This window comes from Streptomyces sp. YPW6, assembly GCF_018866325.1.
In the GTDB taxonomy this organism is placed as follows: Bacteria; Actinomycetota; Actinomycetes; order Streptomycetales; family Streptomycetaceae; genus Streptomyces.
The window spans coordinates 812,976-829,291 of sequence record NZ_CP076457.1 but is presented as its reverse complement, the minus strand read 5'-3'; the positions used below and the strand labels follow the sequence as shown (position 1 = coordinate 829,291).

The window sequence follows — 16,316 nt, the reverse complement described above, 5'->3', positions numbered from 1 at the left end:
GTCCTGAAGGAAGAAGAAGTTCGGCCCGCCCGTTGCACAAGGGCTTTCCGCCGAGGACGAACAGGTCTACCGTCCCCTTCGTGTACACGACATGACTCGCGTCACCGGGGTCGCTCCCGACTCCGGTGACGCACGCGCGGCAGTCCCCGCGCGGCACGGCACGGCTGCACCCGCCCGTACAACCGGCACTCTCCGGAGGACCCACGTGCACAGAACCAGAAAGCGGCTCCTGGCCCGGACCCGCGTCCGGAAGACCCTCGCCCTGCTCACCGGCGGCCTGCTCGCCGCCGCCACCCTGACCCTCGGCTCCGCTCCCGGTGCCGCCGCCCACCCGGGCCACCCCGGGCACGACGAGCCCGTGGCGGAGGACTTCCAGCAAGTCACCCTCGCCAAGGGGGTCGAGGAGACCGGCGAGCCCATGTCGCTCGCCGTCCTCCCCGACCGCAGCGTGCTGCACACCTCGCGGGGCGGCGAGCTGCGGATCACCGACAGCGCCGGCAACACCCGGATCTCCGGCACCCTCCCCGTGTACACGCACGACGAGGAAGGACTCCAAGGCGTCGGCGTCGACCCGGACTTCGCCGAGAACCGGGCGATCTACCTCTTCTACGCGCCCCCGATGGACACCCCGGCGGGCGACGCTCCGGAGACCGGAACCGCCGAGGACTTCGCGAAGTTCGACGGCGTCAACCGCCTCTCCCGCTTCGTCCTCAACGAGGACGGCACCCTCGACACCGCCAGCGAGAAGAAGGTCCTGGACGTCCCCACCTCGCGCGGCATCTGCTGCCACGTCGGCGGTGACATCGACTTCGACCAGGACGGCAACCTCTACCTCTCGACCGGCGACGACACCAATCCCTTCGCCTCCGACGGCTTCACCCCGATCGACGAACGCCCCGACCGCAACCCGGCGTTCGACGCCCGCCGCACCTCGGGCAACACCAACGACCTGCGGGGCAAGATCCTGCGCATCAAGGTGGCCGACGACGGCTCGTACACCATCCCCGAAGGCAACCTCTTCGAACCGGGCACGGACAGGACCCGCCCCGAGATCTACGCGATGGGCTTCCGCAACCCCTTCCGCTTCTCCGTGGACCGGGCCACCGGCACCGTGTACGTCGGTGACTACGGCCCCGACGCGGGCGCGGCCGACCCGGGGCGCGGACCCGCCGGGAAGGTCGAGTTCGCCCGGGTGACGAAGGCCGCCAACTTCGGCTGGCCCTTCTGCGTCGGCGACAACGAGCCGTACATCGACTACGACTTCGCCACCAGGACCTCCGGCGCCGCCTTCGACTGCGCCGCCCCGAAGAACGAGTCGCCGCACAACACCGGACTGGTCGACCTGCCGCCGGCCGAGGCCGCGTGGATCCCCTACGACGGCGGCTCGGTGCCCGAGTTCGGCTCCGGCTCCGAGTCCCCCATGGGCGGCCCCGTCTACCGCTACGACGCGGGCCTCGACTCCCCGGTCAAGTTCCCCGAGGCCTACGACGGCGACTTCTTCGCCGGCGAGTTCGGGCGCAGGTGGATCAAGCGCATCGAGCAGGACGCCGACGGTGCCGTCCAGTCCATCAACGACGTTCCCTGGTCCGGCACCCAGATCATGGACATGGCCTTCGGCCCCGACGGGGCGCTCTACGTCCTCGACTACGGCCTCGCCTGGTTCGGCGGCGACGAGAACTCCGCACTCTACCGCATCGAGAACGCCACCGGAGGCCGCTCGCCCATCGCCGAGGCCTCGGCGAACAAGACGTCGGGCACCGCGCCCCTGAAGGTGAGGTTCTCCTCGGCCGGCACGGCGGACGGCGACGGCGACCCGCTCACCTACTCCTGGGACTTCGGTGACGGCAAGACCTCCACCGCCGCCGACCCCACGCACACGTACAGGAAGAACGGCACCTACACCGCCACCCTCACCGCCGAGGACCCGACCGGCCGCACCGGTTCCGCCAGCGTCCACGTCACCGTCGGCAACACCGCCCCCACCGTGGACCTGGTGCTCCCCGAGGACGGGCAGCTCTTCGAGTTCGGCGACTCCGTGCCCTTCAAGGTCAACGTCAGCGACCCGGAGGACGGGACCATCGACTGCACCGAGGTCGAGGTCAAGTTCACCCTGGGACACGACAGCCACGGCCACGACATCACCACCGAGCACGGCTGCGAGGGAACCATCAAGACCGCCATGGAAGGCGGACACGACCCCAACGCCAACATCTACGGCGGCATTTCGGCCTCGTACACCGACAACGGCGGTGGTGGCCAGGCCGCGCTGACCGGCAAGGACGCCTCGCGGCTCCAGCCCAGGCACCGCCAGGCCGAGCACTTCGACGACTCCTCCGGCGTCACCACGCCGAGCAAGTCCAGCGCGCACGGCGGAAAGACCGTCGGCGACATCCACGACGACGACTGGATCTCCTTCCGGACCTACGTCCTCGGCGACACCGCCAGGCTCACCGCCCGGATCTCCTCGGCCGGCTCCGGCGGCTTCCTCGAAGTCCGCACCGGATCGCCCACCGGCAAGATCCTCGGCTCCGGGCCCGTCCCGGTGACCGGAAGCTGGGACACCTTCCAGGACATCGACATCCCGCTGCGCGGCGCGCCCCGGAAGCAGACCGAACTCTTCCTCGTCTTCAAGGGCGGCGACGGAGCGCTCTACGACATCGACGACTTCGAACTCTCCAGCACCCCGGTCGACAGGACCGCCAAGCGCGTCCTGGTCTTCTCCAAGACCGCCGGCTTCCGCCACGACTCGATCCCCGCGGGCATCGAGGCCCTGAAGGAGATCGGCGAGGACACCGACATCACGGTCGACTCCACCGAGTCCGCCGCCCAGTTCACCACCAGCAACCTGGCCCGCTACGACGCCGTCGCGTTCCTCTCCACCACCGGTGACGTCCTCAACGCCGATCAGCAGAAGGCGTTCGAGAACTACGTCGCCAACGGAGGCGGCTACGTGGGCATCCACGCCGCCGCCGACACCGAGTACGACTGGGAGTTCTACGGCGGCCTCGTCGGCGCCTACTTCGACTCCCACCCGCAGATCCAGCCCGCCACCGTCCGCGTCGAGGACCACGACCACCCCGCCACCGACCATCTGGACGAGGAGTGGGAGCGCACCGACGAGTGGTACAACTACCGCACCAATCCCCGGGACAAGGCCAAGGTTCTCGCCACGCTCGACGAGACCACCTACACCGGCGGGAACATGAAGGGCGACCACCCGATCTCCTGGTGCCAGACCTACCAGGGCGGCCGCTCCTTCTACACCGGTCTCGGCCACACCAAGGAGTCCTACGCCGAACCCGCCTTCCGCAGCCACGTGCTGGGTGGCCTGCGCTATGCCACCGGCCAGGTGAAGGCCGACTGCAAGCCGGACACCGACTATCGGCCGATTTTCAACGGCAAGACGCTTCAGGGGTGGAAGCAGGCGGGCCCGGGGAGGTTCTCCGTCAGCGACGGCGCCCTGCACTCCGAGGGCGGCATGGGCCTGCTCACGTATCAGGCCAAGGAACTGACGTCGTACTCGCTGAAGCTCGACTGGAAGGTGGCCGGTGACGACAACTCCGGGGTCTTCGTTGGCTACCCCGAGTCCGACGACCCCTGGTCGGCGGTCGACAACGGGTACGAGATCCAGATCGACGCCACCGACACCGCCGACCGGACCACCGGGGCCGTCTACACCTTCAAGTCGGCCAACATCAAGGCCCGTGACCGCGTCCTGCGGCCGCCGGGCCAGTGGAACAGCTACGAGATCAAGGTCCAGGGCGAACGTCTGCGCGTCTTCCTCAACGGAGTGAAGATCAACGACTTCACCAACACGGACCCGGCCCGCAGCCTGAAGGACGGCTACATCGGCCTCCAGAACCACGGAGCCGACGACCAGGTGTCCTTCCGCAACATCCAACTGAAGGAGCTGCCCTCGAAGTAGGGCGGCCGCGCCTGCCGACGACGGGCGGAGGAAGCACGCACGCCCTCCGCCCGTCGTCCTCCACCCCGACCCATCCACCAGGAGGCAGCCCGTGACCGCACACGCCGATCGTGACGGCAGAACCGACGTCCCAGGCCGAACCGACGCGCCGCTCACCTCCGAGGCCCCCGGCCCCGCGGGGACATCGGGCCGCACCGGGGTCTGGTTCATCGGAGCACGCGGCTCCGTGGCGACCACCGCCACCGCGGGCTGCGCCGCCATCGCCGCGGGCCTCCACCCGCCGACCGGCATGGTCACCGAGACGGCCCCCTTCGCCGGCAGCGGACTGCCCGCCCTGACCGACCTGGTCTTCGGCGGCCACGACACCCTCGACTGCCCGCTGTCCAAGCGGGCCGAGGCCCTGGCCGACGGCGGCGTCCTCCCGCACGGGCTTCCCCCGGCCGTACGCGCCGAACTCGACGCCGCCGACACGGAGATACGCCCCGGCGGTCCGCTCCCCGGCGACACCCGGACCGACCAGGAACTCATCGCCGCGTTCGCCGCCGACCTGACCGACTTCGCCCACCGCCACGACCTGGCCCGCACCGTCGTGATCAACGTCGCCTCCACCGAACCCGCCTCCCGGCCCGGCGACCCCCGGCTGCCCCCCAGCTCCCTCTACGCGGCCGCCGCCCTGCGCGCCGGCTGCTCCTACGCCAACTTCACGCCGTCCACCGGGCTGCGCACCTCCGCGCTCACCGACACCGTCGCCTCCAGCGCACTTCCCCACGCCGGACGCGACGGCAAGACCGGCCAGACGCTGCTCCGCTCCGTGCTCGCCCCGATGTTCCTCCAGCGCGCCCTCCCCGTACGGGCGTGGTCGGGGACGAACCTCCTGGGCGGCGGGGACGGGGCGGCGCTGGCCGATCCGGCGGCCGCCGCCGCCAAGAACGCCGGCAAGGAACGCGTCCTCGCCGACACCTTCGGGACCGCCCCCGAGGGCGAGGTGCACATCGACGACGTGCCCGCCATGGGCGACTGGAAGACCGCCTGGGACCACATCGCCTTCGACGGATTTCTCGGCTCCCGGATGATCCTCCAGACCATCTGGCAGGGCTGCGACTCCGCCCTCGCCGCCCCGCTCGTCCTGGACCTGGCCCGGCTGCTGGCCCGCGCCCACGAGGCCGGGATCAGCGGACCCCTGCCGGAGCTCGGCTTCTACTTCAAGGACCCGGACGGCGGTACATCGGCGGCACTCGCCGAGCAGTACGCCACCCTGCTGACCTTCGCCGGACGACTGCGGGATGAGGCGTGAGGCGGCGGGGGCAGGTCCTTCCGGCCGCGCTCCTCGCGGCCCTGTCGGTGCTCCCGGACGGGCCCGCTCGGCGCAACGGTGCGGCCCGCGGTGTGCGGACGGACGCCGTGACCCAGGACAGCCTGTCCGGTGCGGGTGGGACTGCGCCCGCACCGGACAGGCCCGTACCACCGCCCACGGGCCGGCACGGGGAACACGGCGCGGACACGGGCCCGGGCCGGCCGAACGCGGCCTCAGGGCCGGGCGTGGGATCCGGCACCGGAGCGGGCACTGCCTCGGGCACGGCCGCAGGCGTCGGATCGGGTACGGCCCCGGGCCGCCGCTCGGCCGTCGATTCGGGCCCGGGGCCGGCCGACGTCCCGGGGACCTCGGGTGGGGTACATGTCCCGGGCAGTGCCTCGGGTCGCGGACCGGCCGACGGGGCGGGCAACCCCCCGGGCACGGCGACAGCCTTCGGCTCGGACGGCGGTGCGGGCGCCGGCCCGGGGGCGTCCCGGCAGCGCCTGCGGGCCTGGGCGGAACTGCTGCGTGTCTCCGCCCTGTTCTCCGTGCCGGGAGACGCCCTTGCGGGCGCCGCGGCGGTCGGCCGCCGGCCCGGCCGGGGTACCGTCCTGGCGATCGGGGCGTCGCTCTGCCTGTACGAGGCGGGAATGGCCCTCAACGACTGGGCCGACCGCGACGAGGACGCCGTCGACCGTCCGCACCGCCCGATCCCCTCGGGCCGCATCAGCCCGGCGGCGGCCCTGGGCACGGCCGGGCTGCTGACCGCCGCGGGCCTCGCCCTCGCGGCCCGTGCCGGCCGCCCCGCGCTGACGGTGGCCACGGGCCTGGCGACCACGGTCTGGGCCTACGACCTGGGGCTGAAGCACACGAAGGCGGGCCCCGCGGCGATGGCGGCGGCTCGCTCGCTGGACCTCCTGCTGGGGGCCGCGGCGACGGCGACGCCCCGCCCTCGGCGGGCGCCACGGTCACGGCCGGGCGCGCTCCGGGCGGACGCCGTACAGAGGACCGGGCGGCCGGGGCGCCGGCGCCCGCGAGCGGGAACGCGCTGCCGCCTCCGGGCGCGCCGACCGCGTCCGCTCCCGTCCTGCCGGTCCTGCCCGTCACGTCCGCCCCGCCCGGCTCGGCCGTCACGTCCGCCCCGCCCGGCCTGGCCGCGCTGCCGGCTGCTCTGGTGCTCGGGGCGCACACCTACGGCGTCACCGCCGTGTCGCGCCACGAGACCACGGGCGGCTCCACACGTACGCCGCTCGCGGTCCTCGCCACGACGACGGCACTCGCGGCAGCGGTGCTGGGGGAGTGGCGGCGAGAGAGCCCGGGAGACCCTGCCGCGGCGACGGCGGACTCCGCTCGCGCGCGGCACGCCACGACGATCAGCCCCGCCGCCTCCGGCACCGCCCCGCGCGTGGCGGCACGTCTCGTCCGGGCCGTCGGCCCCGCCGCGAGCCCGCGTCCCGCCGCACTCCCCGACAGGCTGCCCGGCAGGACCCTCGCCGACTCCACCCGGCTGCTGACCCTCGCCTTCACCGGGGCCTACCTCCGTACGGCCGGACCGCCCCTCCTGCACGCCGTACTGAACCCGTCGCCGCCCCTGACCCAGCGGGCGGTCGGCGGGGGCATCCGGGCCATGATCCCGCTCCAGGCCGTCCTCGCCGCCCGCGCCGGATCACCCGTCACCGGTCTCGCCGTCATGGCGCTCGTCCCCCTCGCCCGCAGCCTCGCCCGGAAGGTGAGCCTCACATGACCCTCCACCTCGGCTACGGCACCAACGGGCTCACCGACCTCCGCCTCGACGACGCCCTCGGTCTGCTCGCCGACCTCGGCTACGAGGGCGTCGGCCTGACCCTCGACCACATGCACCTGGACCCGATGGCCCCGGACCTCACCGAGCGCACCCGCCAGGTCCGCCGCCGGCTGACCTCCCTCGGGCTCCGGGTGACCGTGGAGACCGGCGCCCGCTATGTCCTCGACCCGCGCCGCAAGCACGGCCCCTCCCTCCTCGACCCGGACCCCACTGCCCGGGCCGCCCGCACCGCGCTGCTGGTCCGCGCCGTCGACGTGGCCGCCGAACTCGGCGCGCACGCCGTCCACTGCTTCAGCGGCGTCACCCCGCCCGGCACCTCGCCGGACACCGCGTGGAAACGGCTCACCGAAGCGCTCACCCCCGTCCTCGAAGCCGCCGACCGCTCCGGCATCCCCCTCGCGATCGAGCCCGAACCCGGCCACCTCCTCGCCACCCTCGCCGACTTCCACCACCTGCGCGGTCTCCTGGGCGACCCGGGACCGCTCGGCCTCACCCTCGACATCGGCCACTGCCAGTGCCTGGAGGACGCCTCGCCCGTGGAGTGCGTCAAGGACTCCGCCCCCTGGCTCCGGCACGTCCAGATCGAGGACATGAGGCGCGGAGTCCACGAGCACCTGCCGTTCGGTGACGGGGAGATCGACTTCCCACCCGTGCTGGCCGCCCTGGCCGCCTCGGACTACCGGGGCCTCGCCGTCGTCGAACTGCCCCGCCACTCCCACGCCGGCCCCGAGCTGGCCAGCAGATCGATCGACTTCCTGCGCGACGCGATGACGCGCGGTACCGCGACGAAGGGAGCCGCCCCGTGCTGAAGTCCCGCAAGGAACTGGAGGCCGAACTCGGCGGGGCCGCCCGCGCCTGGCTGGACGAGGCCCTGGCCGAGGCCGCGCACGATGCCGAGGCCGCGCACGATGCCGAGGCCGCGCACGATGTGGGGGCCGTGCACGATGCCCCCCGCCGCGAGGCGAGCCCCTACGCCTTCCCGTCCTGGGAGCTGCGCTACGCCACTGCGGGCCGGCACTGCGGACCCGAGCACGCCGACTCCGTACGCTCCCTCCTGCTCGTCGAGGCCCGCGCCCCGCTGACCTCCGTCACCCGGCTCTACGAACAGGGCACCGCCGCCGAACGCCGCGCCGTCCTGCTCACCCTGCACCTCCTCGACCTCGGCGACACCGCCCTCCCACTCGTCGAGGACGCCCTGCGCGCCAACGACACCCGGCTGGTCGCCGCAGCCGTCGGCCCCTACGCCGCCGACCACCTCGACCCGCACGCCTGGCGGCACGCCGTGCTGAAGTGCCTGTTCACCGAGGTACCCGTCACGGCCGTCGCCCGGCTGGGAAGCCGGGCCCGGGGTGACGCCGAACTCGGCCGCATGCTCCGCGACTTCGCCGCCGAACGCACCGCGGCGGGCCGCCCCGTCCCCGAAGACCTGCGCACGGTCCTGGGGCATGCCCTGGACAGCAGCGCCCCGGCCGGCGAGGGCGGCCACCCGGCCGACCCGACCGCAGCCCCCGCCCCCACGGAGGAGTCCTGATGCGCATCTTCGACCCCCACATCCACATGACCTCGCGCACCACCGACGACTACCGGGCGATGTACGACGCGGGCGTCCGCGCACTCGTCGAGCCCTCCTTCTGGCTCGGCCAGCCCCGCACCTCGCCCGCCAGCTTCTTCGACTACTTCGACGCGCTGCTCGGCTGGGAGCCCTTCCGCGCCTCCCAGTACGGCATAGCCCACCACTGCACGCTCGCCCTCAACCCCAAGGAGGCCAACGACCCCCGCTGCATCCCCGTCCTGGACGCGCTGCCCCGCTACCTCGTGAAGGACTCCGTCGTCGCCGTCGGCGAGATCGGCTACGACTCGATGACCCCGGCCGAGGACCACGCGCTGGCCGCCCAGCTCCAGCTCGCCGTCGACCACGGGCTGCCCGCCCTCGTCCACACCCCGCACCGCGACAAGCTCGCCGGTCTCCACCGCACCATCGACGTCATCCGCGAATCGGACCTCCCCCCGGAGCTCGTCCTGCTCGACCACCTCAACGAGACCACCGTAAAGGCCGCCACTGACAGCGGCTGCTGGTCCGGGTTCTCCATCTACCCGGACACCAAGATGGACGAGGACCGCATGGTCACCATCCTCCAGAACCACGGCACCGAGAAGATGCTCGTCAACTCGGCCGCCGACTGGGGGAACAGCGACCCCCTCAAGACCCGCAAGGTCGCCGACGCGATGCTGAAGGCCGGCTTCACCGAGGACGACGTCGACCAGGTCCTGTGGCGCAACCCCGTCGCCTTCTACGGCCAGAGCGGCCGCCTCCGGCTGGACGTGCTCACCCCCGACCCGCTCCACGAGGGCAACTCCGTCCTGCGCGGCGGGGAGTGAGGCGGCCATGCGCTTCCGCCACTCGGACGGCTCCACCGTCCATCTCGCCTACTGCACCAACGTCCACCCCGCCGAAACCCTCGACGGCGTCCGCGCCCAGCTCCGCGACCACTGCGAACCCGTCCGCCGCCGCCTCGGCCGGGACCGGCTCGGCATCGGCCTCTGGCTCGCCCGGGACGCCGCCCGCACCCTGATCAACGACCCCGCCGAACTGCGCGCCCTCCGCTCCGAACTCGACAGCCGCGGCCTCGAAGTGGTCACGCTCAACGGCTTCCCGTACGAAGGGTTCGGCGCGGACGAGGTCAAATACCGGGTCTACCGGCCGGACTGGACCGAACCCGACCGCCTCGCCCACACCACCGACCTCGCCCGCCTGCTGGCCGCCCTGCTCCCGGACGACGCCACCGAGGGCACGATCTCCACCCTGCCCCTCGCCTGGCGCACCCCCTACGACAGCGACCCCGAGGCGGCCCGCGCGGCGCGCTCCGCCCTCACCACCCTCGCCCAGCGCCTCGACGCCCTGGCCGAGACGACCGGCTCATCCATCCGCGTCGGCCTCGAACCGGAACCGGGCTGCACCGTCGAGACCACCGCCGACGCGATCGCCCCGCTCACCGAGGTCGGCCACGAGCGCATCGGCATCTGCGTCGACACCTGCCACCTCGCCACCTCCTTCGAGGACCCCGCGACCGCGCTCGACGCCCTGTCCGGCGCGGGTGTCCGCATCGTCAAGTCCCAGCTCTCCGCCGCCCTGCACGCCGAGCACCCGCACCTGCCCGAGGTCCGCGCCGCGCTCGGCGCGTTCGCCGAGCCCCGCTTCCTGCACCAGACCCGCACCAGCACCGCGGCTGGCCTGCGCGGCACCGACGACCTGGACGAGGCCGTCGCCGGCCGGGCGCTCCCGGACTCCACCCCCTGGCGCGCCCACTTCCACGTACCGCTGCACGCACCCCCGGCGCCCCCGCTGACCTCGACGCTCCCCGTGCTCCGGGACACGCTCGCCCGGCTGGTCGGCGGACCCGCGCCGCTGACCCGGCACCTGGAGGTCGAGACGTACACCTGGCAGGCGCTGCCCGCGGAGCTGCGGCCCCGCACCCGTACCCAGCTCGCCGACGGCATCGCCGCCGAACTCACCCTCGCCCGCGACCTCCTGGTCGACCTCGGCCTCAAGGAGCTGCCATGAGCGCGCCCGACCCCGGCACGGCCACCGCACGCGCAACCGGCGGTCCCACCCCCCTCCTCGTCCTCGACGTCGTCGGCCTCACCCCGCGCCTGCTGGCCCACATGCCGAACCTCCGGTCCCTCGGGAAGCAGGGCGCGCAGGCCCCCCTCTCCACCGTCCTGCCCGCCGTCACCTGCGCGGCCCAGTCGACCTTCCTCACCGGCGCGATGCCCGCCGAGCACGGCATCGTCGCCAACGGCTGGTACTTCCGCGAGCTCGGCGACGTCCTGCTGTGGCGGCAGCACAACGGCCTCGTCGAGGGCGACAAACTGTGGGACGCCGCCCGCCGCGCCCACCCCGGCTACACGGTCGCCAACATCTGCTGGTGGTACGCGATGGGCGCCGACACCGACTGGACCGTCACCCCGCGCCCCGTCTACTACGCCGACGGCCGCAAGGAACCCGACTGCTACACCCGGCCGCCCGCCCTGCACGACGAACTGACCGACAGACTCGGTACCTTCCCCCTCTTCCACTTCTGGGGCCCCGGCGCCGACCTCGTCTCCTCCCAGTGGATCATCGACGCCACCCGCCACATCATCGCCACCCGCACCCCCGACCTCGCCCTCTGCTATCTGCCGCACCTGGACTACGACCTCCAGCGCTTCGGCCCCGACGACCCCCGCTCCCACCGGTCCGCCGCCGACCTGGACCGGGCGATCGCCCCGCTGCTGGCGGACGCGCGGGCCGAAGGCCGCACGGTCGTGGCGCTCTCCGAGTACGGCATCACCCGGGTGAGCAGGCCCGTCGACATCAACCGGGCGCTGCGCCGGGCGGGCCTGCTGGAGGTCCACACCCAGGACGGCATGGAATACCTGGACCCGATGGCCTCCCGGGCCTTCGCCGTCGCCGACCACCAGCTCGCCCACATCTACGTACGCCGCCCCGAGGACCTGGAGGCGGCCCGGGCCGCCCTCGCGGACCTGCCCGGCATCGATCAGCTCCTCGACGACGAGGGCAAGAAGGCGCACCACCTGGACCACCCGCGCTCCGGCGAGCTCGTCGCCGTCGCGGAGAAGGACGCGTGGTTCACGTACTACTACTGGCTCGACGACGCACGTGCCCCCGACTTCGCCCAGCTCGTCGAGATCCACCGCAAGCCCGGCTACGACCCCGTCGAGCTCTTCATGGACCCCCAGGACCCCTACGTCCGGGTCAAGGCCGTCTCGGCGGTCGCCCGCAAGAAGCTCGGCATGCGCTACCGCATGGCGGTCGTCCCCCTGGACCCCTCACCCGTCCGCGGCAGCCACGGCCGCCTCCCCGAGAGCGACGACGAAGGTCCGCTCATCCTCTGCTCCACCCCCCACGCGTTCACCGACCGGGTCAGGGCCACCGACGTGAAGTCCCTGCTCCTCCAGCTTGCCGGACTGCACTGACCATCCCCGTCACGCGCCCGGCACCGCACGCACCGCACCACTCACCCCGCCAGGCAACCAAGGGAGACACCCGAACATGAGCCGCACCGCCAAGGACACCGAACTCGCCCGCAGACTGAGCCGCCGCAACATCCTCGGTGTCGCCGCCGGAGCCACCGCCGCCACGATCATCGGCACCGCGAGCGCCCAGGCCGCCGACCGGGGCCGCGGCCACGGCAACGGCCACGGGCAGGACCACGATCACGGACACGGCCATGGCCACGGAAAGGGCAAGCCCGTCCTGCCCCCCGGCCGTCTCGGCATCCAGCTCTACAGCCTCCGCGACCAGATCTCCACGCTGGGCTTCGCGCCGGTCTTCGCCGAACTGGAGAAGTACGGCTACGACGAGATCGAACTCGCGGGCTACACCCAGGGCTCGGCCGGCCCCATCACCCTGGACCGGCTCAAGCGGCTGGCCCGGGACCACGGCCTCAACCCGATCGGCAGCCACGTCGGCTACTACGACGACAACAACCCCGGCGCGTACACCTTCGCCCAGAACCTGGAGAAGGTCCTCGACGACGCCCAGGCGCTCGGCCTCAAGCACATCGGCACGGCCTCAGGACCGTTCCGGTACGGCTCCACCGTGGACGGCTGGAAGCGCGCGGCCGACGACTTCAACGAGTACGGCGCCGCCGCCCGCAAACGGGGCATGAAGTTCTACCAGCACAACCACGCGGAGGAGTTCTCCTTCGCGACCGACAAGCCGAACGTCCGCCTCTACGACGTCCTGCTCGCCGAGACCGACCCGGATCTCGTCTACCTGGAGATGGACATCTACTGGGCGTACTGCGCCCAGTTCCGCTTCGGCAAGCGGGTGGACGGCACCCCGGCCCCGCTCGACCCGCTGAGGTACGTCCTCAAGCACCCGAACCGCTACCCCCTCTTCCACGTCAAGGACGGGGTGCGCGACGAGACGACCCGCGACGGCTACCGCATGTCGGACGTGGGCGACGGGGACATCGACTACAGGACGTTCCTGTCCGAGGTCACGCGGCGGACGCATCACGGCCGGACCTACCACCACTGGCAGGCCGAGCACGACAACCCGGTGGATTCCCTCGCCTTCGCCCGGAAGTCCAGCGAGCACCTGCACTCGCTGCGCGAGGGCCGCTGCGGCGACTGACGCACGCGGCCCGGCCCGCCGAAGGGGTTCCGGCGGGCCGGGCAGTACCGCGCACCGGGCCCGTCCGTGCCGGGTCCCGCCTCCGCCCTACCCGATGCCCTGCCGGTCCGGAAGCAGGGCGAACGCGCGGTCGGCGGACACCGGAACCGAGCGCTCCATGGTCTGGACGAGCAGTTCACGGTGTCTGGCCAGGGACGTCCTCCGCTCCTCGGGGACGATCAGCAGCAGATCATCGAGTCCCGCCATGAGCCGCCGGCTGACCTGAGGGCTGCCGGTGACACACCAGCGGATCTCCTCGAAGGCGAGGTCCACCAGGTCCTCCCAGCCCGGACCGTCCTGCACCAACCGCACCCACCCGGCCCCGTCCCGGTGATGGACGGTGCCGAGCGGCAGATCCGCCACGGCCGCGAGGAACTGCACCATCCGGTCGAGGCACTGCACAGCGGTGGTCGGATCGTTCACGGACGGCGAAAGCGCGCGCAGCGCGATGTCCGCGAGCTGCCGGAGCCCGAACGCCAGGTCCTGGTGCAGTGTGCGTTCCACCGAGACGGAGACGGCGTACCGCAGCCGGTGCCGGGGAGGTACGGTCCCGCCGTGAACGGCGAGCATCGGCGTCCCCGGCACGACGAAGTCCCCGATCCGCGGGATCACCCGCAACACGACCCCCTGCCGCCGCGCGGCCCGGACCAGCCGTGCCGTGTTCACGTCCCGCAGCACCCCGGCCCGCCCCTCGTACGCGACTCGCGCCGTTTCGGCCCCGACCTCGCCGTCCGCCCGCGGCCCCCGCGGCATGCGGCCGAGGACCCGGAACGAGTCCCGCGCGATCCGGTCGACGACCGGCCCCACCTGCATCAGCCGCAGCGTGGAGCTGACGTAGACGACGAACAGCAGCAGACTGGTCCCGACGAGCACCAGGATGAGCAGGCTCTGCACCAGCGGGACCGACACCACCCGGCGCGGGTCGGTCTCGCTCTCGTACGAGGAGAGCACCAGGAGCGACCCCAGGAAGGTCCCCAGGAACACCGTCAGCGTGAGCTTGCTGATCCGGCTTCTGACGAAGATCCGTACGACCCGGGGCGTCAGCTGGCCGCTGGCCATCTGCACCGCGACCATCGAGATGCTGAAGACGACACCGATGAAGGTCATCATCGCCGAGCTGACCGTGGTGACGATGGTCTTCGCGTCCTGCGAGAACGAGATCAGCTCGGCCAGCTCGTCGTACGCCTCCTCCCGCTGGAACAGGGAGACGATCTCCTCGTCCGCCTCGGCGGCGATCAGCCACAGGACGATCACACAGACGAACCCCATGGTCGGGGCGAACCAGAACGTGTCGCGCAGATGCTCGCGCAGGGGGGACAGCGGGCGGGGCCGGCGGTAGCCGCGATCACTCATGCACGCGAAGGTAGCCCCGCGACCGCCGCCGACCGGGGAGGCCGACCGCCCGCCGGCCCGCCGCACCGCACTGACCACCGGATATGCGGGTGAAGGGCACGCCGAACCCCTGGTATGGTTTTCCATGTCGCCGCGGGGAACACACCGCGAACGGCAGACACCTTGTCCGGGTGGCGGAATGGCAGACGCGCTAGCTTGAGGTGCTAGTGCCCTTTATCGGGCGTGGGGGTTCAAGTCCCCCCTCGGACACCAGCTAAGACCCCTGTTGATCAGGGGTTTTTTGCTTTTCCAGGCTCTGGCGTGACCAACCACGTGACCAACAGCCGAGAGATCCCCCAGGTCAGACCAGGGATGACAGGCCGATTCGGCCCGCAGCGGAGGCGGCGAGCTTCCGCGCTCCGTCCTTACGTGAGTGCCCGTTCCGGGCCATGGTGTAGCCAGGCGCGTGGTGCCGGACGTTCGCGGAGACTCCACGGGGTTCTCCCAGGCCTCCAGATCGTTCGTGACCTTCCTGCGCCTCCAGTCGTGAATCCGGAAGTCCTCCGGCAGCTTCAACCGGGTACGCAGGGTGCGCCACCGCGCGGAGCCGACGCCTGCACCTGGGCCACCGCACGCCCCCGCGTCATTGCCCTCACCGAGGACGCCCGCCCCCTGTGGCGCATCGTCCGCAGCTACGCCCGCATCCTGGGCGAGACGCTGCCGGAGGAGCAGGCGGTGTTCATCGAGCGGCCCGCAGAGCAGGCACTCAGGGTCGCTGCCTGTCTGGCCACTTCCGAGTGCTCCGAGTCCATCACGGAAGAGATCCTGGCGGTCGCTTTCCGTCTGGTCCGACGCTCCGTCCAGGACACCGTGCGGACCACCAAGGGGGCCACGTCCCCGAAGACGAACCGTCAGCCCGAGGCAGACCCCCACACTGGCCCCGGCACCGGTCAAGCAGCCGGAGCCTGTTCCTGACGCCAACCCCTTCCGCGCACTCCTCTGATCGCCTGAACAAACAAAATGAACGCCGCCGCCGCACATGGCAGGGGCGTTCCCCGTTGGTCAGTGACCGCCGGCGTGCGCGGTCAGCGTGCCAGCGCGCGGACGAGCATCGTGCCCACAGTCCTGCCCTGTGGCGGATCGATCAGTGATGCTGTCACCGCCGCGAATCCGTGGCCTGTGAGTAGGTGTTCCCATGCGTCGAGGCTGTGGTTGTGACGCAACCCCGCCCCGCCTGGTTTCAGGTCTTGACTTCCGGCGGGGAGGTGGGAGAACGCGAGAGTGCCGCCCGAAGCCATACGGGATCGAATCAGCGGTAGCAGGGTGTGCGGCTCGACGAACCACACGGCACCAAAGATCGAGAGCACGACGTCAAAGGTCTCGTCCGTCTGGCTGAGGAAGTCCGTTGCCTCTGCCGTGCGGAACTCAATACCTGTCAGACCGGCCCAGCGTTCCTTTGCGACCGATTCGCGGGCAGGTGCAATGTCCACTCCCAGACCGGTCGCACCGAGTGTGACCAGGTGTGCCAGGTTGCTCCCGCTGCCTGAACCGAGTTCCAGCACCCGACGTCCGGCGACGGGGCCCAGAACGCTCTCGTTCGGCCCGTGATCGGCGTACTGAGTCCAGTTCAGCCACGTCCTCTCGCCCGTGGCGTTCACTGCCCTGCGCGGCTTGCTTCCGGCCGCGTATGTGTCCCAGGACTCAGCCAATGACATGCGGTGATCCTTTTCAGCAGAAGGGGCCTACTCCCAACGTAGGGGGTAGGCCCCAACTCAGCCCC

General features: G+C 71.9%; 11 protein-coding genes, 1 tRNA gene and 1 pseudogene. 11 read left to right on the top strand and 2 right to left on the bottom strand.

Annotation, left to right across the window (positions count from 1 at the left end; genetic code table 11):
* Positions 1–205 precede the first annotated feature (205 nt).
* The 9 genes and pseudogenes from KME66_RS03695 (at position 206) to KME66_RS03650 (ending at position 13,165) form a co-directional block, all read left to right on the top strand.
* Positions 206–3,925, top strand: a complete 3,720-nt coding sequence (locus KME66_RS03695; RefSeq protein WP_216318863.1) for a ThuA domain-containing protein — start codon at positions 206–208, stop codon at positions 3,923–3,925.
* 91 nt (positions 3,926–4,016) lie between these two features.
* A complete protein-coding gene (locus KME66_RS03690) occupies positions 4,017–5,219 on the top strand; it encodes an inositol-3-phosphate synthase (RefSeq protein ID WP_216318860.1) in 1,203 nt (400 codons plus the stop codon).
* 511 nt (positions 5,220–5,730) lie between these two features.
* Positions 5,731–6,963: pseudogene (locus KME66_RS33815) on the top strand (SCO3242 family prenyltransferase); the annotation flags it as partial.
* Positions 6,960–7,832, top strand: coding sequence for a sugar phosphate isomerase/epimerase (locus KME66_RS03675; RefSeq protein WP_216318857.1), 873 nt, complete (start codon positions 6,960–6,962; stop codon positions 7,830–7,832). The pseudogene KME66_RS33815 and the gene KME66_RS03675, both read left to right, overlap by 4 nt.
* A complete protein-coding gene (locus KME66_RS03670) occupies positions 7,826–8,554 on the top strand; it encodes an EboA domain-containing protein (RefSeq protein ID WP_216318854.1) in 729 nt (242 codons plus the stop codon). Before KME66_RS03675 ends, KME66_RS03670 begins: the two co-directional genes overlap by 7 nt.
* A complete protein-coding gene (locus KME66_RS03665) occupies positions 8,554–9,402 on the top strand; it encodes a TatD family hydrolase (RefSeq protein ID WP_216318852.1) in 849 nt (282 codons plus the stop codon). The genes KME66_RS03670 and KME66_RS03665 overlap by 1 nt, the downstream gene beginning before the upstream one ends.
* Before the next feature lie 7 nt (positions 9,403–9,409).
* Positions 9,410–10,585, top strand: coding sequence for a metabolite traffic protein EboE (gene eboE, locus KME66_RS03660; protein WP_216318850.1), 1,176 nt, complete (start codon positions 9,410–9,412; stop codon positions 10,583–10,585).
* Positions 10,582–12,000 carry a nucleotide pyrophosphatase/phosphodiesterase family protein gene (locus KME66_RS03655; protein ID WP_216318848.1) on the top strand — a complete coding sequence of 473 codons (1,419 nt, stop codon included), beginning with the start codon at positions 10,582–10,584 and terminating at the stop codon, positions 11,998–12,000. Before eboE ends, KME66_RS03655 begins: the two co-directional genes overlap by 4 nt.
* Positions 12,001–12,076: 76 nt before the next feature.
* Positions 12,077–13,165, top strand: coding sequence for a sugar phosphate isomerase/epimerase (locus tag KME66_RS03650; protein WP_216318846.1), 1,089 nt, complete (start codon positions 12,077–12,079; stop codon positions 13,163–13,165).
* 87 nt (positions 13,166–13,252) lie between these two features.
* Here KME66_RS03650 and KME66_RS03645 read toward each other — a convergent pair whose 3' ends face one another.
* A complete protein-coding gene (locus tag KME66_RS03645) occupies positions 13,253–14,557 on the bottom strand; it encodes a DUF2254 domain-containing protein (protein ID WP_216318843.1) in 1,305 nt (434 codons plus the stop codon).
* A gap of 164 nt (positions 14,558–14,721) precedes the next feature.
* On the opposite strand from KME66_RS03645, the gene KME66_RS03640 reads away from it, so the two are divergent.
* Both KME66_RS03640 and KME66_RS03635 read left to right on the top strand, forming a co-directional pair.
* A tRNA-Leu gene (locus KME66_RS03640) sits at positions 14,722–14,809 on the top strand.
* A 273-nt stretch (positions 14,810–15,082) separates the two neighbouring features.
* Positions 15,083–15,511 (top strand): hypothetical protein, encoded by a 429-nt coding sequence (locus KME66_RS03635; RefSeq protein ID WP_253208226.1) that lies wholly within the window; start codon positions 15,083–15,085, stop codon positions 15,509–15,511.
* Between the two features lie 110 nt (positions 15,512–15,621).
* Here the strand turns inward: KME66_RS03635 and KME66_RS03630 are convergent, their stop codons facing one another.
* Positions 15,622–16,251 carry a bifunctional 2-polyprenyl-6-hydroxyphenol methylase/3-demethylubiquinol 3-O-methyltransferase UbiG gene (locus KME66_RS03630; RefSeq protein ID WP_073226776.1) on the bottom strand — a complete coding sequence of 210 codons (630 nt, stop codon included), beginning with the start codon at positions 16,249–16,251 and terminating at the stop codon, positions 15,622–15,624.
* Between the last annotated feature and the right edge of the window lie 65 nt (positions 16,252–16,316).